The organism is Ruegeria sp. BF6 (assembly GCF_056538665.1).
This window is the reverse complement of the sequence record NZ_JBQFTN010000002.1, coordinates 1-21,848: the sequence shown is the minus strand read 5'-3', so window position 1 is coordinate 21,848 and position 21,848 is coordinate 1. Positions and strand designations below refer to the sequence as shown.

Below are 21,848 nucleotides of genomic sequence, written 5' to 3'. Positions count from 1 at the left end.
AATGGCCTGACCGCACCGGGGAGAGGCGCGTGTGGCGTCAGATATTTTGAGCGTTCATCTCTTGCGCGATGTACTCTGCCTGGCGAATGACCAGTGCGACGATGGTCAATGTGGGGTTGGCCGCGCCGGATGAGGTGAACACACTGCCGTCAGATATGAACAGGTTCGGAACATCGTGGGTCTGACCCCATTTGTTCACGACACCCTTGTCTGGGTCCTCATGCATCCGTGCTGTGCCCATGTTGTGGCTTGCCGGGTATTTGGCCAAATGGTGTGTCACCTTCGCGCCGACGGCATCATGGATTTTATCCATCACTCCATAAGCATGCTTCAGCATACGTTCGTCGTTGTTATGTGGCGTGCGGTTTACGATAGGCACCGGAAGACCATGCTGATCTTTTTCAGTGTCATGCAGCGTGATACGGTTCTGCTCTTGCGCCAGATCTTCACCCACAATGTACACACCGGACAGATAGTCATATTTCTCCAGTGCTTCAGCCAGATCCTTGCCCCAGGCTCCGTTCCCGCGTTTCAGAAAGAGCGACATAACCGGAAGACCAAGAGTCAGTTTCTCGAGGTGGTACCCTCCAATGAAACCACGATCGGGATTGTTGGGGACTTCGTCGGCAACGATACCGGCCACCTGGGTCCCACGGTGGATATGCACACGTTCCGGCATTTCGCTGTAGACGCCACCATTGACGTGGACCATGTAGTTCTTGCCGACCTGGCCGGAAGAGTTGGCCAACCCGTCCGGGAACATCGACGATGCCGAGTTCAAAAGCAGGCGCGGGGTCTCAATCGAGTTGCCGGCGACCGCGACGATACGGGCCTTTTGAACATGGTGGTTGCCGTCTTTATCGGCATAAACCACACCTGTGGCTTTGCCGGCGTCGTCGTGCTCGATCTTCAACACCATACAATTGGTGCGAACTTCACATTTGCCCGTTTCCTCGGCGGCCGGAATTTCCGTGATGTCCGTCGACCATTTCGCACCGATCTTGCAGCCCTGCATACAGAACCCGATTTGTTGACAAGCGGGTCGACCATCATAGTCCTCTGAGTTGATCGCCATCGGTCCGGACTGGATTTTCGTATAGCCAACACGGCGTGCCCCTTCGGCAAGAACACGGAAGTCGTTGTTCCAGGGAAGATGCGGCATGCCGGTCGCCTTGCCTGTCACGCCCATCTTGATTTCGGCGCGGTCGTAGTACGGCTCCAGCTCTTCCAATGTGATTGGCCAGTCTTCTACATTGGCGTTCTGAATATCGCCGTTCACGGTGCGCATTTTGAACTCGTGCTCATAAAAGCGCAGCGAAACACCCGCCCAATGAACCGTCGAGCCGCCAAGACCCTTAACCAGCCAGTTCGGCAATGTCGGGTGGTTTTGAGCCCCGTGCCAGCCGCCGCCCGAATATCGTTTGTCGAAATCGGTCAGCTTGAGGAACATGCCCCATTCATCGTTTTCGATGTCGTCAAATCCGAAAACGCCGCCGGCCTCCAGAACAACCGAAGAGATACCTTTTTGCGCAAGTTCATTGGCTAGCGTTCCGCCGCCAGCACCCGAACCAATGATGACGACAACGCTGTCGTCGTCCAAGTCAAATTGGGTAGCCATTATGCTTCCTCCTGCTTTCTTACCTGCCGACAGCCTTCAAACGCTCTTCAAGCGTCGGGCCGGGCGGAATCCAGGTCGCATCGCTGAAACCACGGCCGATATAGCCGCCTTGTTCCCAGGAGGAGCCCTCATAGCCGAATTGCGGCCATGCTTCGGGATTGATGTAGATACCGCTCCAGGTGGCCCATCGGAGTTTCTGGAAAAAATCGCTGTCCTGGATGATACGCAGAAGCGCTTCGCGTTTTACGTAGGCATCCACATCTGCATAGGCCACGCCATGGAGATCAGCAGATCGCGCATTGAGATCCTGCAACCCGTCAGACAGAAGTTTCGCGGTTTCTTCCGAAGAATCCGCCTCGGTCAGAACACCCGTCAATACATCCTGATAGACGCTCAGCGGTAGAAAATCCGGGTGAGGGAAGATATCTTGAACAATCTGCAGCAATGTGATGGCCTGATCTTCGTTCAGCGTTGCGGCAAAGGCGTTCCCCGCGGCCCCCACAATCGCCGTTGCACTTGCCCCGGCCAAGATTGATTTGACCAGAAAGCTTCGGCGATTAAGCCGATCTTTTTGCGCCTTTGGTGTTTCAGGATTCTTGGTTTCGAAATCCATATTCTCCTCCATATTGGATTTTGAGCCCGCCCTTTCGGACCTGCTAAGAGGCCTGACGATGTTTGGATGAGGTTCCATCGAGTTGATCCTGCGCGGATCAGAAGCGGTGAAACCCGCCTTTCTGAGAAACGTAGAGAGGCGTGATGCCCTCCAGGATACCGCGAATGTATGGCGTCGCATTATTCGACACGATGGCTTCGCACCCGTCGATCAACTCGAAGAACCGGCCTGCATAATTCTCGGCAAACCCTTTCACATGCAGATCGCCATTCGCGGCATCCGCATATCTTTCGATGATATGCCAGGTGTTACCGTCGTCAGTTCGATACCATTCGTAAACCAGCGTACCCGGCTCGTTTTGGGTTCTCGCAACGAGCTCGGCCATGAGGTCTTCGAAACTGCTGGCGTTCTTTGAGGGCACACCAACTTTCAGGTGAACGTGGATCGTTTCGTTGGACATTGTTTCCTCCCTTTTTTGCAAACCGCCTTCCGCTGGCGGCTCATGTTTTTGCTCATGCCGCAACAAAGGCATGCGCTTTGCTGTGAATGGACCGAAGCGCTGACACCGAAGCTGCGTGCAGGTCCTGAACGATGGTATTGGGGGGGCGAACGGGCTTGTCGGTAGCAAGCTCGAGACTTGTGTGAGCCGCAGAAGAGACTGCGCCAAACCCCAGGTCGGCATTAAAGGCGCCCACTGCTCGAGCGCCGGGTTCAACTGAGCCCGTGGCCAGGATCAAAGCATGCGCCAAAACTCGGATGCTGGTTTCACCAAGCGGCTTCCAGCGCTGCGCTGTACCCACGACCTTCTTGCCGCCAAGGGAAAGATTCCAATCGCCGTCGCAGAAGCTTGCAGGCGTGGGACCTGTGGCCAGCCTTACCCCCGTGGAACCTAGCCCGTCTCGAATGATGCCGGTAATCAACCTATAGCCATCATTGATCGCAAAACCGCGCGGTGCGGTGAAAGCGATTGCCAAATTGACGATCCCCGACCCTTGCGGAACAGCGCCCCCTCCGGTTGGACGAGTGAAGACGGGCCAACCACGTGTCAGCGAATGCGATAAGGCATTGTTGAAACCGGGGATGTTGCGAAATGAGGCCGGACAGACCAGCGCATCGTTCTGGCAGGTCCATAGACCCACGGCAGACTCCCGAGCGGCAAAAAGCTCGACTTCAAAAGCCAACCCCTCGGCCGGGCTTGAAAACTGCCGTAGAAGGCTGGTCATTTGCCCATTCCTTCGATTTCTTCGCAGATCGAAGTCAGAAGGTCGCCCGCCGGGGCCCCGTCGAGGGCGCGATGATCGAAAGTTAACGACAGACCTACATGCGGACGCAATTCGATACCGCCATCTTCACTTCGAACCGCCCTGTCAGTAAGGCGCCCTATACCCAGAATGCAGATTTGCGGGGCATTGATGATGGGTGTGAAGTGCTCGACCCTGGTCAATCCAAGATTGCTGACAGTGAATGTGCCGCCAGTCATTTCTGTAACGCTGAGCTTGTTGGTCTTCGCCCGAACGGCAAGGTCTTGTCGTGCCGCCCTCAGTTCAGAAACATCCATCTCACCCGCACCAAAGATCGCTGGTGCGACCAACAAATTGCCCGGCAAGGCAATCGCAACCGACAGATCAACTGCGCTGGAAAGCTTGACGTCTTTTCCCTCTACTCTGCCATTGGCGTCCGGGTTCTTTTTCAAAGCGCGGATAACCGCTGACATCAGAAGATCCTCGACCGAAGCCTTCGTTCCTGCCTCGGCCAATCGGGTCTTTTCCGCCAAAAGAGCGGTCGCGTCGGCGCTGCCCTGATGCGTCAGCTGGGCGGCTGTCTGCAGGCTTTTCACCATCGCATCAGCGATCATCCCGCGCACACCCTTGAGAGGGACAGTTTTCACTTCGCCGCTCATTCTATCGATCCGATCACGGCGCCTTTGGCGACGACAGCATCGGCCTCTTCTTTGATGCTTACGGTCCCGGATGCCGGGGCAAGGATTTCATACTGAACCTTGGCCGTCATAATTTCGGCAATCAGGGCACCTTCTTCGACGGTCGATCCATTATCGACCAGCCAACTTGTGATGACAGTTTCCTCGTCCTCTTCCCATAGATCCGAAGGGATAGTGATATCAGTTGCCATTTAGGCACTCCTTCCTTGTTCGGGGCCGCAATGTGCTGCCCCGTGCTTGATGTTTTTCACTGGTGTGTGGATCAGGCGGCTTTCATGTCGTTCCAGGCTGCGACGATCTTGTCCGGGTTCGGCAAACAGTGTTGCTCCATGACCCGAGAGAACGGGATCGGCACATCCGGGAAAGCGATCCGCCTGGGTGCGGCTTTCAGCACCGAGATGTCATGCTCTGTAACTGTCGCGATGATTTCACCGGAGACGCCATAACTCATGTAGTCTTCGTCAACGACGATCAGCCGGCCGGTTTTGGCCACCGAGGCGCGGATCGTTTCGCGGTCCAGCGGCACAAGGCTGACGAGATCCACAACTTCGGCGCTGACGCCCTGCCCTTCCAGCTTGGCAGCGGCCTTCAACGCGTTGTGAACGCCCATGCCAAGGCTGACAATAGTGACATCTGATCCCTCGCGGACCACTTTGGCCTTTCCGATTTCTACGGTGTAGCTTTCTTCGGGAACATGAACGGTTGCACCGGCTTCAGTGCCCAACCAGCCCATGCCTTGAAGGCTCTTGTGGTACATGTAGACCACGGGGCTGTCATCGCGCATTGCTGCCGTCATCAGCCCTTTGGCGTCATAGGCGTTGGAAGGGGCCACGACTTTCATGCCAGGTAAGTGGGCAAAGGTGCCGTAGACACATTGCGAGTGCTGACCTGCGTCCGAGTAACCGCCGCCGGTCGAAGTCATCAGCACCATCGGCACTTTGAAATTACCGCCCGAGAAGTAGATGTTCTTGGCCATTAGATTGTAGATCGCGTCGAAGCAGACGCCGAAGAAGTCCACGAACATCAATTCTACGACCGGTCGCATCCCGTCTTGTGCGGCACCAACTGCTGCGCCAATAAAGGCCGTTTCTGAGATCGGAGTATCACGAACCCGTTCGGCGCCAAACTCGTCCAGGAGGCCTCGGGTGTTTCCGTAAACTCCACCCAGCGCACCGATGTCTTCACCCATCACGAAGACCGAGGGATCAATCTGCATTTCCTGCTGCATCGCCTCGGCCATAGCTCGGGCGATGGTCAGCTTTCTTTCGTTCGGTTTGTTCATTTTTCCTCCCTCCAGCTCAGGCAAAGACCGCTATCAGCGCATCTTCAGGTGCTGGTTCTTCGCTTTCCCGGGCGAATTTGATTGCAGCCTCTACGCGTGCCGCGCTTTCGGCTTCGATTGCGTCGAGCTCAGCTTCGGTGGCTGTTCCATCGGCAAGCATTTTGGCTCGCATCTTCGGAATAGGATCCTTTTCGAAAAGCGCGTCCTTTTCGCCCTCTGGCCGATACCCTTCGGCATCACCCATGAAGTGTCCCGCCAGACGATATGTCTCAATTTCCAGAAGGGTCGGGCCTTCGCCAGCCCGTGCACGCGTTATGGCCTCTCCGGCTGCCTCATAGATCGCGTAAGGATCATTCCCCTCGATGCGTTTTCCGGGGATGCCGTAAGCCGCAGCGCGGTCCGCATTGTTTGTAACCGCTGTTGAGGCTTCTTTGGAAACCGAGATGCCCCATGCGTTGTCCTCGATTACGCAGACAAAGGGCAGGTTCCAAACGGCGGCCAAGTTCATGGCTTCATGCCAGCCACCCTGGTTAACTGCACCCTCTCCAACAAACGCGACCGCAACTCCCGGTTTGTTTTGCATCTTTCGGGAAAGAGCCGCGCCTACAGCTGGCCCCATGCCTTGGGCGATGATCCCCGAGCAGGCAAAGTTCACGTCGGCATCAAAGATGTGCATGTGGCCGCCGCGTCCACCGGACAGGCCTGTCTTTTTCCCAAAAATTTCCGCTGCCATTTTGTCGAGGTCGACACCCTTGGCGATCGCTTGATGGTGGGGGCGATGCGTCGCTGTCACGACGTCATCAGGATTGAGATGCGCACATACTCCGACGGCGACCGGTTCCTGACCGTCACTTAGATGCATTTCTCCAGGAATCGGCCCATTAGCCATATTAAATACGGGCGTTTTGCCTTCGAAATAGATGCCTGCAATGGTTTCTTCGAACCGGCGGCTCGTGACCATATTGCGATACATCCAATGCTGTTCTTCGCGAGTTGGTGTCATGCGCTCCTCCCAAGCATGCGATCGTGCTGTCGCTCATGTTTCGTTGGGAAAGCTGGCGAGAAGCGCTGAATGCGGCAAGGACCTCGTTAGCTCTAAGCCCTCCCAACTGCTTAACTGTCTCACCGCGAGACAGTTTGAGACAGTTTGAGACAATGGCCCTCAAGCTATCGCGACCACAGCATGTGGTTGCTTACCAAAACCGATATTGGAGATTCTTCCAGATTATTTTCAGAATCGGAAAACTGAACTCCGATTTGGGCCAATTTATCCCAATGGGTGTTCAATCTACGTATGAGCCGTCAAACACCCATCCGGAGATGCCCAATGAAAGCAATGACCCTTGTTGAATACGGCGACAACGCAAAGTTCGAACTCGCCGAGATTGAGACGCCTACTGCCAAACCCGGCCATGTTGTCGTGCGCGTCGCTGCCACCAGCGTGAACACTGTAGATACTATGATCCGCGCAATGGGCACGGATCTCCCACTCTCGCCCGAACTACCCGCTGTTCTGGGTATGGACTTTGCCGGAACTGTAGAGGCTGTTGGGGACGACGTGATTGGCTTCGAGGTTGGCGACGAGGTTTACGGATGTGCTGGCGGCCTACTAGAGCTGCAGGGTGCCTTGGCGGAATACATGGTCGCTGATGCGCGCCTTATTGCACACAAACCCAAGTCAGTTTCGATGCGAGAAGCTGCTGCGATCCCGCTGGTCGGCATTACTGCCTATGAGGGCCTGACACGCGCGGGCACTCAGGCCGGTCAGAAGGTTCTGGTGCAAGGTGGCGCCGGTGGGGTCGGTCATTTGGCCGTGCAACTTGCCAGGCATTTCGGTGCAGACGTTTTTGCAACGGGGACCGGAGAGTCGCAACTCAAAGTGATTGAAAGCTATGGCGCGACGGCTATCGATTTCATGAACGAGAAGATCGCAGACTATGTCGAGGAACACACTGCCGGTTCGGGTTTCGAGACCATCTTTGACTCGGTTGGCGGCCCAAACATGACCAACTCCTTCGAGGCCGCAGCGCTGAACGGCAACATCGCCTCAACCGTTGCTATGGTTGAACTGGACCTTACTCCAGCACATTTCAAAGGTCTGTCACTGCACATCATCTTCATGCTGATCCCGATGATCCACGATCACAAGCGCGAAGAGCATGGCGCGATCCTGGCCAAGTTGGCCGAAATTGTAGACGCAGGCGCATTGAGGCCGCTGCTTGATGACCAGCGTTTCGAGTTTGAACAGGTTGGTGATGCCTATGATCGCCTGACCAGTGGACAAGCCATCGGCAAGGTCGTTGTCGAACTCTAAAACACTGCACCAAAACCACCCTGTCGGGCAGCGCGCATTCGATATGCGTCGCTGCTCGATTTTCTTTCTCTGAACCCTGCTTGAGAACCCAAGGAACAAATTTGCGATGCATGCGGCGAGCCGAAAAAATGCTGACGCTCGGTTCAAGGTTCTGGATCCTGCACCGCGGACATATGCTTCTGGTGTAAGTCTGCTCAGGCGCAGCCGGTTCGACCTGAACCTGAATCAACAATGCACCCCGGAAGACGTCAGGGATTGGCTGTTGAACGCAGCAGTTCTGACTAAGGACACCATCGACCTCACAAAAGAGTTTGCGGAACGGTTGGCGCAGGCAGGGTTGGGGGTTGGTCGTCTGAGTCTCAATGTTGGAACATTGCACCCGCAAGCCTTTGGATATGCGTGGAACTGGAGCACGACCGACGGGTTTTGCGATGAGATCCAAATTGGTGAGGAAGCCCTTTTTTCTGACGGTTACAGAAAAAACCCTCTTTTCAACGTGATGGAGTACGGCCGAATGGTTCGGGTGGCTCTTGAAAACGATGAAGGCGAAGCGGCAAGCCCCCTCATGAAAAGTCTCGTTAAAGAGGGCTTCTTGGAATATGTGGCGCTTCCGATGTCTGCGAGCTGCGGCAGATTTAATGCCATCACACTGGCCACGCGACAGCGAGGCGGGTTCGAAAGGGAACAACTGGAAAGTTTGACCCTCCTGATCAAGCTGTTCGGTTTGCATGTAGATCGACACGTCGCAGAGCGGATTACGAAGAACATCTCACATACCTATCTTGGATGGGAAGCAGGCGAGCGCGTTGCAAGCGGGACGATCCGGCGGGGAACGGGCGTTCCGATCAGGGCAGTTGTATGGAGCTCTGATATGCGTGGTTTTTCTACGCTCTCGGAAAACATGGACAACCAATCCGTCGCAAAGGTGCTCGATCACTACTTCACAGCCATGGCAAACGCTGTAAATCAGCATGGCGGCGACATCTTGAAATTTATTGGTGACGGTATGCTCGCCGTGTTTCCAATTGCTTCTTTTGAAACGTCTCAAAGCGCCGCCCAAGCGGCTGTTGAAGCCGCGCGACAAGCGCTATCCGAGCTGGATTTACTGAACGAGCGCATGCGTAGTGAAACGGCTTGGACTCCGCTACATGCGGGCATTGGTTTGCACTTGGGTGAAACCTTCTTTGGAAACATCGGTGCGGCGCAGCGATTGGATTTTACCGTCATTGGCGAGGCCGTAAATGTGGCAAGCCGAATTGAGGGGTGCTGTAAAATACTGAAACGGAACCTGCTGTTCTCTTCAGAGGTCGCATGCCTTCTCGATGGTGAGGTTGAGTCTCTGGGTACGCAATGCCTCAAAGGAATGAACAAACCAGAGCAACTGTTTTCATTGCCTTCAATGGTTTGAAGCTTGGTGATGACCATATTTTCAAGTTGAATATATAAGAAAACTAAAAACTGAAATCTATTTAGGCGTATTTATAAAACAGTTCCAGCGAATAGATTGCGCTTCGGGTGAGGTGCTCCTCAAGAACCGCTTCGCCCTTAAGGAAACGCCAACCTCCAAAACCGTTCTTGTCCGAACGGTTCGAAACAGGAAATGAGGAACCCAAATGAAGTATGAGAACTTCACCACGTTCAACGTGAAGGTTGAGAACGCGATCGCCACCGTCACGTTTGATTTCGGCTCCGTAAATGTCCAGGGTCAGGAAATGCTGGCTGATCTGAACAGCCTCGCGATGCGGCTGGAGAGGGACCGCAACGTCAAGGTTGTGGTCTTTGAATCCGCCAATCCGGAAATCTGGGTCTGCCACTACGACACTGAACTTTTGAAAGACATGTCGACCGAGGCCGTGTCGCGCAATGAAGCCCAGTTGCTGGACCTGCAAGCCGTCTGCGAAAGGATCAGCCGCGTACCGCAGGCGACGATCGCAAAACTGGAGGGTTTCGCCCGAGGCGGCGGACACGAGCTGGCACTGGCGCTGGACATGCGCTTTGCTGCGCGCGGTAAGTTCAAGTTTATGCAGATGGAGGTCGGCATGGGCATCCTGCCCTGCGGCGGAGGTGCATCACGCATGGCCCGTCAAACCGGTCTGGGTCGGGCGCTGGAAATCATCCTCAGTGCGCAGGACTATGATGCGGACGACGCGGAACGGTTCGGCACAATCAACAAGGCGCTTGATCCTGACGAGATTGGACCATTTGTCGACGCGCTGGCCAAACGCATTGCACAATTCCCAGCGGAGTCGATCAATGCCTGCAAACAGATGGTCTATGAATCCATCGACAAGCCAATTGATGAAGCTCTGAAAGCCGAAGCCTATTGGCTGTATCAGGCAACCAGCAAAACCCCTGCGGTCAAACGCTTTGCTATCGCAGATGAACAGGGACTGGAGCATGACATCGAAAACCAGCGCAACTGGGGCGAACTGGTGATGAAGGTTCAGGACATCAACTGATGTCCGCCACCCAGAACAAAGAAACCGTTCAATGCTTTTTTGAGCGGTTTTCTGAAACCGATGTGGAGGGGGCACTGGCCTTGCTGGACGCAGAAGTCGTTTGGCAAGCGATGGGCCTCAAAAGCAACCCACCTGTGGATACACGGATGGATCGAGAAGGAATAGCCGAGCTTATCAAAAAGATGCGTGAAAGAATGCCCAGTGGCCTTCAGCTTACGCCAACAGGCTGGACTGTCGAGGGTGATCGGGTCGCGATGGAAATGGAGTCCTACGGGACCAAAGTGAACGGAACTGTCTACAACAACTTCTACCATTTCTTGGTGACGTTGAAGGACGGAAAGATCACTGCAATCCGCGAATACATGGACACGCTGCACCTGAAGCAGGTCCTGATCGACGACGTCTGACCAAAGTCAGCACATCTGACGGGCGCTTTCTATATCCAGTCGTCGTTAGGCAGCGGACCCGGTGCCCGCGATTTTTGGATAGCTTCACTTGACGCTGCGGCGCTGAAGGCGGCGCAGCCTCCCACAAACGGAGACTAATGTAATTATGTCAGTCACTTCACTGGACCGCGCTCGTACAATTGAGCGACCTACGCGAGAAGAGATGCTTCAACGCGCACCCTCTGTTCAACAATTCTGGACTAAGAACCGTGACTTATTCAAAGACGCCTGGACTGATTGGGAAAATGCAGAGGGAGGAAAGCACGTGCTTGACCCGTCCCTTTTTGATCCACAATTGCGCGAAGCTGTTGAGCAAGCATGGGACGACCCGACCAAAGAGGCGGCAGTTCGGGACCTGTGGAAAGAAGTTTTTCCAGGTGTTTACGCGACACAGTTCTTCGACCCACAACGACTTGCTGTTCTAAGGGACTACTTGGAAAAGGTATCCCGCGCGGATATTCCGCTGCGTCCTCCCTATGGGATCGTGCTGAACCGGGGCGGTGCGCTTCTTGATCCGCGCTCGGAAGGGTATCTTGCGGCCCCTAGTTTCCAAGCGTTTTATCAAGAGCTGATGGACGGTTATATGAGGCCTGTTTCTCGCCTGCTGTTCCCCGACGTTGTCGGCTATGACACGCAGACCTTTGGTTTCTCCATTCGCTGGCAAGAAAACAAAGATACCTCGCTGCGCCCGCATACTGATGCGTCCGCTGTGACGCTGAACATCAATCTGAACCTGCCGGGCGAGGATTTTTCAGGGTCAGCTGTCAGCTTTTTTGACAATCAAACGCGTCAAGTCAGCAAGCTTACATTTGAGCCGGGGACTGCTTTGATACACCACGGTAGTGTCCCTCATGCGTCCGAACCGATCACCAGTGGCGAGCGCTACAACTTTGTGCTCTGGCTGTACGGTGAAAACGGTCGGATTCCACCTCAATGGGCAGAGCACAAGGAAATAGACGCGCGTCAGCGGTGGACTGTGCCAGCGCCCTCAGCCGACAGTTTTGCACCGTTTTAACAGAGCCGTTGAATCAATTTCACCGGTGCAGAAAAGCGCCTCGCCAGTCTGCACAGCGTCACCAGGTTACAAAATTGTGCTTGGTTGCGGTGCGACTGACGAGCCGCGACATCCAGACTTAACATCGTGTCACCTGCAGAAACCACAACTGAAAAAGGGGCTAAGATGTCCAGAACGATCGTGTACTTCGGCCATCCTGGGCAGCGCCATAGCCGGGCAAATTAGGTCATGGCAAAAGCGGCAAAGGCCGTCACGGGTATTACCTTCGTTGATCTGTACGCCGAATACCCCCGCCACGACATAGATCTCGAGAAGGAGCAGCGTCGCCTGCCGGATCACGATGTGATCCTGTTTCAGTTTCCACTGTATTGGCACTCAACGCCGAGCCTTCTGAAAGAGTGGCGGGAACTCGTTCTGCAACACGGGTTTGCATACGGTCCCTTACGCCTTCGCGCTACGTCGGCGATCACACTAGCGTGTTTTTTCACCCAACGGTTCAGCGTCGTGAGATCTACCGCAGCGTCACGCTCGGACATGGTATCTTCAAGATCGCAGTACGACACACCGTATCGGACGTAGAAGAACACAGCAAAGAGGATCGCATCCTTGGGATATTACGCGCCTTTGAAGGAGATCACGAACTGACTTTCGACTAGTTGGGACCGAAAGCCATCCACGCGCTAAACCCCAGCGCGTCAACAGCCATAACTTTGTAACAGAACCCCCATCTAGGATGCACTCCAGCACATAAACGACGAATCCCAAAACCAGCTATTTAACGCAAATTCGGTTTTATGAGCTAAATTAGCGCATTTTGCGCATCAGTGAGTACCCAGCTGTAATTCCGGTCACTTTTATCTAAACTCAGGTTTCTCCGCTAAACACCTCGAGGTATTCGACAAGCTGACCCACGATGACCTGTGCGTCTTCAGCTGAGACATCCTTCCCGCGAATGCGAATGCGCAGCTCATCAATGGAAACCTCAGCCAGGACATCGCCTCCCCCAGGCAGGGCAACAGGCGACAGCCGCTGTACCTGTTGTGGACGCCCCCCACGTGCCTTGTCCTTGGCCTGAGCGGGTGATGTTTTCAGGGCGGCTTCCAGTAAGGCCCATTCCGATTTCGGATCCAGATCCCCTGCCCCGGCCAATGCCTGACGCAGTTTGGTTTGCGCCCCGTCCCGCAACGCCGAGGCCAGTTTCAAGCCAGACTTCTCAGACAAAGCAACCGGATGTTGCAACAGGTCACCCAACGCTTCATGCACCATCGCAAAGCTGCGAACCTTGGATCGCTTTGCCTTGGACGCTGCTGCAAACAGGACATCGACGGCGGCTTCGGTCGACGCAAATACCCCCTGCCCCGAAGCCAGTACCGCGATGCGGCCGCGCTCATAAGGGCTGAGATTTGCCCTGAGCTCGTTCTCTTCAACCATGGACACGTAGGAGCTCTGACCAGAACCCGCCTCGCGGATAAATGCTGGAATGTCGTTAAAACGCGGATCCGTTTTAGAAAGGCGTCGAAAAGCGTTCAGACGTCGGAACCCCGAAATCAGTCCATAACCTTCCCCATCCTTTGTCACTTCAATCGGAGTGCGCAAACCGTGAACTCGCAGCGACTCCAACAATTCGCCCATGGCATCTTCGTCTTCGACCATGCGGTCTCGGCGAATGAAGTCCGCGTCAATCTGATCCAACGGCAACCGTTCGGCAACCAAACCCGCACCCTGTGCGTCTCGCCAACGGGCTGCATCTCCTTGATCCTGCGCGAGCGCCAAGCGATCCGTGACGGCGGTCATGCCGTTCAAAGTCGCGGCCTCAGCCGCAACCTGCGCAATCGGAGGAGTGGATGATTTTGTCTCAAACGGGCTGATAGAGGGTTTCGCCGCGAAACCGGCCTCAAGCTGCTCCAGTTCCGAAGTGTCCGGAGCGGTCAATCTTCTGCGTTTAGCCATCTGCTTCTCCTCCCATCTGAGCATCGCGCCACCAGCAGCCGATCAAAACCTGCTTGAATTCGGCATATGTGCGATCGAAGGTCTCTCGACCCCGTACGTAGGTGTCCCGGTTGAAATCCCTGTAGTCGGCTTCATATATGCCGTTGACCTGCTCTCCGGCTTGCCCAACCAATGCTGTATAGTCCTGCCGGTAGGCGTTCATAAAATCACCGAAATACGCCTGAATCACGTTTGCCATGTCGGTCTGTTGGCTGGCATCGAACCGAGTGATGATTGCCCTGACCACGTCCCATTCGAACTTGAGTTCGGGCAAGCCTGCCGCCCTCTGGGCCGCGTTTTCGCCATCCTCAATGCTTGCAAAGGTCGTATAGAGCATGTCGAAGAACCGGCCCGTCGAATCAAATTCCAGGAATGACGCTCCCAGGGGGACCAAAAGAATGTCAGCTGCGGCCAGGGCATTTATCGTTAGGTACCCAAGTGCAGGAGGCGTATCGAGGAATACGATGTCATAATCGTTCAAGACGCCTTCGTCATTTAGGAAGTTGGTCAAACCGTCCCAAAGCGGCCAACTGCGCAGGCCCATACGCCACACTGGGATCTGAAATTCAGCCCAGTAGAGGTTCAACTGGGCGCCTATCAGATCGATGTTGGGCCAATGCGTCTTTTGAATTACGTCCCGGGGCAGGGTGTTCAATGCTTCCTGCAAGGTCTCATCCAGAGGTATTTCAGGCTGACCTGCAGCATTCCGTACTCGGTTTTCTTCCTGCACGGCCCGCGCGTAATCCTTGGCAATCAGAGGAAATACAGTTTGCCATTCATCCGCAATCTTCCCACCCAGAATGGAGGTCATCGACCCCTGGCTATCCAGATCAACAACTAGCACTTTGTACCCGTCCAACGCGGCAGACATGGCCAGATGCGCGGCAGTCGAAGTCTTTCCAACGCCTCCTTTGAAGTTGGCAACTGCAACTACTTTTGCCGGTAGCCCTTCTGGCCGATACGGCAAGTATTCTTTGGTACTGACCCCCTCTGCGGCGAAGTGTTTTCGCAGCGCAAGCACTTCTTCAAGAGTGAACCACTTCGAACCGGCTTCGCCTTCTCCCTGGGGCAAGTCCGGGTTGGCTTTTAGAACCCGGCGCAAATGGGCCGGAGCCACCGGGATGAGATATTTGGTGATCTCCCAAATCGAAAATCGGCGCAGCCGTTTCTCGCCATCCGGGGCGTATCCACGACGGGCCAAATCTTCGCGCCCTTTGGTACAAAATGTAGCGGCTTTTGCGAATCGTGAGGTCCCGATAGGATCAGGTAGCCTTTCCGCTGCAAGCTCGGGATCCAGATTCAAATAGGGCGGCAGAGGAGGTTGCGTAGTTTTATTCACTGTCGATGCCTCAGATAATGTTCGCCTTACCGGCGTATATTGCCCAACATAGCGAACATTTAGCGGCGAGGCTATCCTTTGAAAGCGGGTTTTCCACAGAATACGAGCTCAATGCTCGGTTTCGTTGCGAAACTAGATGAAAAAAGAGCACACAAGACCAACAAAGAGTTTATTATTTTTAGAAGTTTTAGATTCTTTGTGAGAAAAAACACCAAATAAAACAAATAGTAAAGGTAGTTTGAGTGCCTAAATACAGGACCAAAGGTACCCGCTTCCGGTTTCAAAGGAACCCATATACAGGGTGAAAGGTGCCGGTTCTCGGGAGGAAGAGACCCGATTCGCAGGGTCCTGAAATTTAAGCCAGTTTAGACACTAAACCCGGTCTTCTTGTTGTTGCGATTTTAGTGATAGAGAACATTTGAAGAGATTGCGCATACCAGTTTTGTGGATAACTTGGGTGAAATTGGCATAAGGTACCCGAATACGGGATTCCTCTCCTCCTGTATATGGGTACCCAAAATGAATTGATCCGCAGGTACTTTTCATGCCAGAAATATCAAAACGAGCAGCCGGGCAGAATCATGCCGGAAACACAATTGGATATGGATCAGCTTTCCGGTGCCTTACGCCGGGAGACGGTCAAGAAAAACGTCGCCGCAATTCATATCAGCGGCAAGCTTACGCTGCTGCAGCGTAAGCTGTCCAATGTCCTATTGTTGAACGCCTATGACGCTCTGACCTCCGCGCCGACGCATACGATTGACGCACGAACCCTAGCGATGATGGTCGGTTACAATTCCAATGATTTCGATACGCTGCGCGCCAGTTTACGGGCGCTGGCAGAGACCGTTGCCGAGTGGGATATGCTGGACGAACAGGGGCGGCAGGAATGGGGAGTGTCCTCGCTGCTCAGTTTCGCCAAGCTGAAAAACGGGATATGCGAATATGCTTATTCGCCAGCTTTGGCTCAGAAATTGTACGACCCTAAAATCTATGCGCTGATCAATGTCCAGATCCAAAGAAATTTCAGTTCGGGCCATGGTCTGGCGCTATATGAGAACTGCTATCGTTTCGTTCGAACCGGGTCGACCGGGTGGTGGGCGCTGGATGTTTTCCGCAAGCTTATGGGGGTGGATAACAGCGACTACTACAGCAGCTTCAAGCACCTCAATGCGAAGATCATCAAGCCTGCAGTTGCGGAGGTGAACAAGAGCTCGGACATTCTTATCGAGCCTGAGTTTCAGAAAAAGGGGCGCACGGTCACCGATATCCGGTTTTTGATAAAAGGAAACCCGCAAAAGGCGATGTTCGAAATCGACGACAGCGATGGTGTCCGGAATCTGCAGGTTTATAAGACCCTGCGCAAGCAGGGTGTGTCGGACCGGCTTGCACGTCAATGGATCTCTGAACATGGCGAGGACTACGTGCAGCAGAAGTTGGATTATGTCAGTGGACAGGGCGATGTGAAGTCCACGGTGGGGTATTTGTCTGCGGCTTTGCGTGACGATTACCAGCCAACGGAAAAAGAAGTTCCGGTTGAACCCAGCCCCGAAGCCGTTGAAGCCGCGCGTGCGCGCGAGGCCGAGAAGGCGCTGGAGGATCAAGCCTATGCGGCGCGCGCCGCGGAACGGACCGAGAGGTCGCGCAAGTTGTCCATTGTCGAAGAACTGGTTTCGCGGCGAAACCCCACACAGAGGGACGCGGATAAGCGGCTGTTCCTGGCCGGGCTCGATAATGACTTGGACCGGGAACATTTTCGCGCTCATGGTTGGCGTTCGGGATTGAACGCCAACGCCATCTTCGATTTCTGGGAAGAGCTTGAGCCGGACGCATTCGCCTAAATGTCAGGATGTGGGACTGCGCACAGACCCTCAGATTATCAACGGTTCTTCATCGCAGACTTAAGTGCATCTGCAAACGCATTGTTATGCGCATTTTCTTCATACTTTGCGCGTTGCGATCCTTTGGCTTCTGTGCGGGTAGGGCTCTTTTTCGGGCCACGGTTAGCCCGATCCTCGCGCGCCGAGGCACCGCCATCCTTCCGCATCGTCAGGCCGATCCGTTTGCGGGGAACATCCACTTCGACCACGGTGACTTTGACGACCTGCCCGGTTTTGACCACTTCATGCGGGTCCTTGACGAACCTGTCGGCCAGTTGGCTGACATGCACCAACCCGTCCTGATGCACGCCGATATCCACGAAGGCGCCAAAGGCGGCGACATTGGTAACGGTACCTTCCAATACCATCCCCGGTTTCAGATCAGTGATGTCTTCAACGCCATCGGTGAACGAGGCGGTGACAAAACTTGGGCGCGGATCGCGGCCGGGTTTTTCAAGTTCCGTAAAGATGTCCCGCACGGTTGGCAGACCAAAAGTATCGTTGACGAATTGCTCGGCCCGCAAACCTTTCAAAGCGCCGTCATGGCCCATGATCTGACGAATGTCGCGCCCGCAGGCCGACACAACCCGGCGTGCCACGTCGTAGGCTTCGGGGTGCACCGAGGAGGCATCCAACGGTTCCGAGCCGTCGCGGATGCGCAAAAAGCCCGCACATTGCTCATAAGCGCGAGGGCCGAGACGCGCCACTTTTAGCAGTTCCTTGCGGGATTGAAACGCACCATTCAGGTCACGGTGAAGCACAATCGCTTCGGCCAGGCCAGGTCCCAGGCCTGAAACATGAGAGAGTAGGGGCGCCGAAGCTGTATTTAGATCTACACCTACCGCGTTCACCACGTCCTCGATCACCGAGGCCAGGGATTGTGACAGCCGATGCTGGTCCACGTCGTGTTGATATTGGCCGACCCCAATCGACTTGGGTTCGATCTTGACCAACTCTGCCAGCGGGTCCTGTAACCTTCGGGCAATGGACACGGCACCGCGTAAGGATACGTCGAGATCGGGAAACTCGCGTGCAGCCAGTTCCGAGGCGGAATAGACCGACGCACCGGCTTCGGACACAATTACCTTGGTGGGGGCTTTAACGGTTTTGGGCAACAGCTTCAGTGCGTCGGCCACCAACTTCTCGGTTTCGCGGCTGGCGGTGCCGTTGCCAATGGCGACCAGTTCAATCTTGTGGACCGCTATCAGGTTCAGGATGGTCCCCAGCGCGCCGCGCATATCGTTTTTGGGCTGGAACGGGTAAAGCGTGTCGGTCGCTACCACCTTGCCCGTGGCATCCACCACGGCGGCCTTGACGCCGGTCCGGATGCCAGGGTCCAGACCCAGCGTCGCCCGCGCTCCGGCCGGTGCAGCAAAAAGCAAGTCTTTGAGATTGCATGAGAAAACCTGAATGGCATCGTCCTGAGCGCGGCTGCGCAGGTCCGCCATAAGCTCGACCATCATCGATAGGGACAATTTCACCCGCCAAGTCCATCCGGCCACTTTGCGCAGCCACACATCGGCGGGGCCATCGCCGCGTGTATGCAGATGGGCGGCAACGATGGATTCGGCGCGGGCCGCACCCGCTTCGGGTTCGGGCGCGATATCCAGCGTCACGATCCCTTCTTTCGAGGCCCGCAGCATCGCCAGCGCACGGTGCGACGGAGTTTTGGCCCAAAGCTCTGTGTGGCCGAAATAGTCGCTGAACTTGGCGCCTTCTTGCTCCTTACCGTCGATCACTTTCGAGGTCAGCAAGGCCTCGCGCTGCATGAAATCGCGCAGGTCGCCCAGAAGGGTGGCGTTTTCGGTCAGCCGCTCGGTGATGATGTCCCGCGCGCCGTTCAGGGCGTCTTTGGTGGTCGGCACCGCCTCGGTCACGTAGCCCTGGGCCAGAATTTCGGGGTCGGAGGACCGGTCGGCCAGAATGGCATCGGCCAACGGCTCCAGCCCGTTTTCCCGTGCAATCATCGCCTTGGTGCGGCGCTTGGGTTTGTAAGGCAGATAGATGTCTTCCAGTTGCGCCTTGGTATCGGCTCGTGCGATGGATTTTGCCAGATCGTCGGTCAGCTTACCTTGATCCTTGATCGAGCCAAGGATCGTTTCGCGCCGTGCTTCAAGCTCTCGCAGGTAGGTCAAGCGGTCGGACAAGGTGCGTAGTTGGGTATCGTCTAGCCCGCCGGTCGCCTCTTTGCGGTAGCGGGCGACAAAGGGGACGGTGGCTCCTTCGTCCAGCAGTTTCACCGCTGCGCCCACCTGTTCGGGGCGGGCGTTGATCTCGGTGGCGATGGTGCGGGCAATGCGGTCCAAGGGGGCCTCCTGAAAATGTCTGGCGGACCTTCTTAGCCAGCAGTGCTTGCGAGGAAAAGGGAAAGGAGGCCGCCGGAGCGAATTTGATTCATTGGCTCCAATTAGAGCATCCTTGTCGGGATCGGCAGGGCAGGGTGGTCACCCCAACTGGGCAGTCATTATTTCCACTGTCTGAAAGGTAAGCTGAGTTCGTCCAGGAAGCTCAGAAACACGCGGATCGAGTTCTCGAGCTTACTGTACTCCGGGGCAAGGTTTCGGCGGCTCCGGGTCACCTCAAGGAACTCGTTGCAGACGACAGCGCGATCTCAGACTTGATGGTCACTGTGCGTAATGCGCTGCGCCGCAAACCGGACGCAAACGTATTCGGCGAACCTTTGTCTGAAATCTCTGTGGAAATCTCCGAGATAACAGGAGGCGGTACGAGAAATTTGAGGGGCACAAAGAGGATTCTTTGAGACCAATAGTTAAGAAAGAAGAACACTTTCAGATTCAAGTTTGTCCTGATCAAATGGAACGTAGCTTTCCACGATTGTGCTCAGAATTGCGCTTTGCGAAGGACCAGGCGCATTGTGATCGACTTATGGACTCCATGGCAGACCAACTACAACTTGGCGAGACTTGGTATGCTATGAAATCCACCCATGGCTCAGCATTACGTTTCATGGTCCCTGGCTATATTGCCCAGCGGGTCGAGGCGATACGATGCTTCTGCCGCTGGGTTAAGCAGCGCAATATTCTCCAAAATTATCCTTGTAAATCTTCCATCGTATGGAATAAATGCAAGGTATGATCGAGCGTGGTGACAGGAAATCAGTTGAAGATTCTTTGGAGAACCAGGCGGGCGTAGTCCTGCTTGGGCCGCGGCAAGTTGGGAAGACAACGCTCGCGCAGGACATAGCTGAAAGCCGCGATGCAGTCTATCTTGATATGGAGAGATCTGCCGATCGCCAAGTGCTCGAAGAGCCCGACCTTTATCTCGACGAACAAGTTGGACGCCTGGTGGTGATCGATGAGGTTCAACTTATGCCCGGCCTGTTCAAGGCCCTGCGCGGCCAAATCGACCGGCGGCGGAGACAAGGGCATCGGACTGGACAGTTCCTGCTGCTTGGGTCGGCCTCGAACACACTTCTGCACCAAAGTGCAGAATCCCTGGCGGGACGGGTCAGTTATCACGAGCTGACGCCTTTCAACTTGTCGGAAACCGGAGCGGATGCAATCTCCGCGCTCTGGTTACGGGGTGGGTTTCCAGATAGCTTCCTGACGAAGAACGACCGGACCAGCCTGGCATGGCGCAAGGATTTCATCCGCACCTATCTGGAACGCGATGTTCCGGCTTTTGGGTTGCGCATTCCGGCGGAGACATTGCGCCGGTTCTGGACAATGCTGGCCCATGAGCAAGGTGGGTTGCTCAATGCAGCAAAACTCGCTGGAAACCTGGGTGTCTCCGGCCAGAGCGTTGCGCGTTATCTCGACTTGCTGGTCGACCTGATGCTGGTGCGTCGCTTACCGCCCTGGCATTCCAATGCCGGAAAACGTTTGGTCAAGTCTCCCAAAGTCTATATTCGCGATTCCGGGCTGGCCCATGCGCTACTTGGGATCGAAAATCAGGAAGACCTGCTTGGGCATCCGGTTGTCGGCGGAAGTTGGGAGGGGTTCTGCATCGAAAACCTGATCGCAGCGGCACCACGCGGAACAGAAGCAAGCTTCTACCGCTCGTCCGCAGGGGCTGAAGTGGATCTGATGTTGAAATTTCCCAGAGGCGCCCTCTGGGCTTTAGAGATCAAGCGGACGACATCGGCGAAGGTAACGCGTGGGTTTCACATCGCGACAGAAGAATTGGACGTCTCAGAACGTATCCTTGTCTATGCAGACGACAAGGAGGTGCCGGGGCGGGGAGGGGTGCGGGCAATGCCTCTCATGAGCGCTATGGAGCGGCTGGCGTCTGCATAGACGTGAGAGGGACCGGACCGATGGTAGCAGGTTTGAAACTGGAGGTAGCAGTCTACCTCAGGCAGAGCCTTGCTGTAATAAGAAAAACTGTCACGAAGGGTGGGAAATGTGAATTCGCTGCATGAGCCGCGTGAAATATTGGAGAGAGTGGGTCGAACAACAGAACTCTTATCCAGTCAGATCAATCTCGCAGTTCTGTAGAGTGGGATAGTGACTCAGCAGTTGTACAACTTGAGTGGGCTTGGGCTCTAAAGGTCAATTTACGCTTGGACTACGTCCGTTTCAGCTGTTCGCGCAATTGGCAGGAGAATCGACCCGCCTTCGCCATCCATCCTGCCCTCAGAGAGTTTTGCGACAGAATCTTCACCTCCATCGCTTCCACACTGGAAAGTATCGAAGTGGCCAACAATATCCGCAATGGTCAATTCGGGGCTGAGTTGGTCCATTTCGTCATTTCCCGGAAAGGGCGGCTTAAGTACGATGCGGTTGCTGATAACGCGCGTCATGTTCAAAAAACCGTAACAGAGCCATGCCAAACTACGTGCAACATCACCGCTCTGTTAAAATGCGCTCTGTCAGACCCGCGGTCAGAGTGACAGAATCCTTGTTACAACAAGGCTTTTCACTTGTGGTTCTCAAAAACCATTACTACCAAAGTTCGGTTCTGCTGGCCTTTGTCTTTCAGCGCGACACGGTAT

Annotated in this window: 19 protein-coding genes and 2 pseudogenes; 8 read left to right on the top strand and 13 right to left on the bottom strand. The window is 55.0% G+C overall.

Annotated features, from left to right (window positions below; genetic code table 11):
• Window positions 1–37: 37 nt before the first annotated feature.
• The 8 genes from ACR0IM_RS08245 to ACR0IM_RS08210 form a co-directional block, all read right to left on the bottom strand.
• Window positions 38–1,618 (bottom strand): GMC family oxidoreductase, encoded by a 1,581-nt coding sequence (locus tag ACR0IM_RS08245; RefSeq protein ID WP_480681467.1) that lies wholly within the window; start codon window positions 1,616–1,618, stop codon window positions 38–40.
• 19 nt (window positions 1,619–1,637) lie between these two features.
• Complete coding sequence (locus tag ACR0IM_RS08240; protein ID WP_480681466.1) at window positions 1,638–2,231, bottom strand: hypothetical protein; 594 nt, start codon at window positions 2,229–2,231, stop codon at window positions 1,638–1,640.
• Between the two features lie 97 nt (window positions 2,232–2,328).
• Window positions 2,329–2,691 carry a putative quinol monooxygenase gene (locus tag ACR0IM_RS08235; RefSeq protein ID WP_480595459.1) on the bottom strand — a complete coding sequence of 121 codons (363 nt, stop codon included), beginning with the start codon at window positions 2,689–2,691 and terminating at the stop codon, window positions 2,329–2,331.
• Between the two features lie 52 nt (window positions 2,692–2,743).
• Window positions 2,744–3,454, bottom strand: coding sequence for a lipoyl protein ligase domain-containing protein (locus tag ACR0IM_RS08230; protein ID WP_480681465.1), 711 nt, complete (start codon window positions 3,452–3,454; stop codon window positions 2,744–2,746).
• Complete coding sequence (locus ACR0IM_RS08225; RefSeq protein WP_480643102.1) at window positions 3,451–4,131, bottom strand: 2-oxo acid dehydrogenase subunit E2; 681 nt, start codon at window positions 4,129–4,131, stop codon at window positions 3,451–3,453. The genes ACR0IM_RS08230 and ACR0IM_RS08225 overlap by 4 nt, the downstream gene beginning before the upstream one ends.
• Complete coding sequence (locus ACR0IM_RS08220) at window positions 4,128–4,361, bottom strand: biotin/lipoyl-containing protein (RefSeq protein WP_480595463.1); 234 nt, start codon at window positions 4,359–4,361, stop codon at window positions 4,128–4,130. Before ACR0IM_RS08220 ends, ACR0IM_RS08225 begins: the two co-directional genes overlap by 4 nt.
• 71 nt (window positions 4,362–4,432) lie before the next feature.
• Window positions 4,433–5,452 carry an alpha-ketoacid dehydrogenase subunit beta gene (locus ACR0IM_RS08215; protein ID WP_480681464.1) on the bottom strand — a complete coding sequence of 340 codons (1,020 nt, stop codon included), beginning with the start codon at window positions 5,450–5,452 and terminating at the stop codon, window positions 4,433–4,435.
• 16 nt (window positions 5,453–5,468) lie between these two features.
• Complete coding sequence (locus tag ACR0IM_RS08210) at window positions 5,469–6,455, bottom strand: thiamine pyrophosphate-dependent dehydrogenase E1 component subunit alpha (RefSeq protein ID WP_480595465.1); 987 nt, start codon at window positions 6,453–6,455, stop codon at window positions 5,469–5,471.
• Window positions 6,456–6,779: 324 nt separating this feature from the next.
• On the opposite strand from ACR0IM_RS08210, the gene ACR0IM_RS08205 reads away from it, so the two are divergent.
• The 6 genes and pseudogenes from ACR0IM_RS08205 to ACR0IM_RS08180 all read left to right on the top strand — a co-directional run.
• Window positions 6,780–7,766 (top strand): zinc-dependent alcohol dehydrogenase family protein, encoded by a 987-nt coding sequence (locus ACR0IM_RS08205; RefSeq protein WP_480681463.1) that lies wholly within the window; start codon window positions 6,780–6,782, stop codon window positions 7,764–7,766.
• A gap of 106 nt (window positions 7,767–7,872) precedes the next feature.
• Window positions 7,873–9,174, top strand: coding sequence for an adenylate/guanylate cyclase domain-containing protein (locus ACR0IM_RS08200; protein ID WP_480681462.1), 1,302 nt, complete (start codon window positions 7,873–7,875; stop codon window positions 9,172–9,174).
• A gap of 205 nt (window positions 9,175–9,379) precedes the next feature.
• Window positions 9,380–10,225 (top strand): enoyl-CoA hydratase/isomerase family protein, encoded by an 846-nt coding sequence (locus ACR0IM_RS08195; RefSeq protein WP_480681461.1) that lies wholly within the window; start codon window positions 9,380–9,382, stop codon window positions 10,223–10,225.
• Entirely contained in the window at window positions 10,225–10,632 is a 408-nt protein-coding gene (locus ACR0IM_RS08190; RefSeq protein ID WP_480595470.1) for a nuclear transport factor 2 family protein, read from the top strand. Before ACR0IM_RS08195 ends, ACR0IM_RS08190 begins: the two co-directional genes overlap by 1 nt.
• A 202-nt stretch (window positions 10,633–10,834) precedes the next feature.
• Window positions 10,835–11,686: a 2OG-Fe(II) oxygenase family protein gene (locus ACR0IM_RS08185; RefSeq protein WP_480681459.1), complete on the top strand. Its 852-nt coding sequence runs from the start codon at window positions 10,835–10,837 to the stop codon at window positions 11,684–11,686.
• A gap of 228 nt (window positions 11,687–11,914) precedes the next feature.
• A pseudogene (locus tag ACR0IM_RS08180) lies at window positions 11,915–12,064 on the top strand (NAD(P)H-dependent oxidoreductase); the annotation flags it as partial.
• 56 nt (window positions 12,065–12,120) lie between these two features.
• On the opposite strand, the pseudogene ACR0IM_RS08175 reads toward ACR0IM_RS08180, so the two are convergent.
• The 3 genes and pseudogenes from ACR0IM_RS08175 to ACR0IM_RS08165 form a co-directional block, all read right to left on the bottom strand.
• Window positions 12,121–12,285: pseudogene (locus ACR0IM_RS08175) on the bottom strand (IS6 family transposase); the annotation flags it as partial.
• A 265-nt stretch (window positions 12,286–12,550) separates the two neighbouring features.
• The gene (locus ACR0IM_RS08170; RefSeq protein ID WP_480681458.1) at window positions 12,551–13,636 is read right to left on the bottom strand and encodes a ParB/RepB/Spo0J family partition protein; all 1,086 of its coding nucleotides are present in this window, start codon (window positions 13,634–13,636) and stop codon (window positions 12,551–12,553) included.
• Window positions 13,629–15,014: an AAA family ATPase gene (locus tag ACR0IM_RS08165; protein WP_480681457.1), complete on the bottom strand. Its 1,386-nt coding sequence runs from the start codon at window positions 15,012–15,014 to the stop codon at window positions 13,629–13,631. Before ACR0IM_RS08165 ends, ACR0IM_RS08170 begins: the two co-directional genes overlap by 8 nt.
• A 581-nt stretch (window positions 15,015–15,595) precedes the next feature.
• On the opposite strand from ACR0IM_RS08165, the gene ACR0IM_RS08160 reads away from it, so the two are divergent.
• Window positions 15,596–16,855 carry a replication initiation protein gene (locus ACR0IM_RS08160; RefSeq protein ID WP_480681456.1) on the top strand — a complete coding sequence of 420 codons (1,260 nt, stop codon included), beginning with the start codon at window positions 15,596–15,598 and terminating at the stop codon, window positions 16,853–16,855.
• 38 nt (window positions 16,856–16,893) lie between these two features.
• Here ACR0IM_RS08160 and ACR0IM_RS08155 read toward each other — a convergent pair whose 3' ends face one another.
• A complete protein-coding gene (locus ACR0IM_RS08155) occupies window positions 16,894–19,200 on the bottom strand; it encodes a Tex family protein (RefSeq protein ID WP_480681455.1) in 2,307 nt (768 codons plus the stop codon).
• Between the two features lie 786 nt (window positions 19,201–19,986).
• Here ACR0IM_RS08155 and ACR0IM_RS08150 point away from each other — a divergent pair.
• Entirely contained in the window at window positions 19,987–21,150 is a 1,164-nt protein-coding gene (locus ACR0IM_RS08150) for an ATP-binding protein (RefSeq protein WP_480643116.1), read from the top strand.
• A 260-nt stretch (window positions 21,151–21,410) separates the two neighbouring features.
• Here ACR0IM_RS08150 and ACR0IM_RS08145 read toward each other — a convergent pair whose 3' ends face one another.
• Window positions 21,411–21,656, bottom strand: coding sequence for a hypothetical protein (locus tag ACR0IM_RS08145; protein WP_480681454.1), 246 nt, complete (start codon window positions 21,654–21,656; stop codon window positions 21,411–21,413).
• Window positions 21,657–21,848 lie beyond the last annotated feature (192 nt).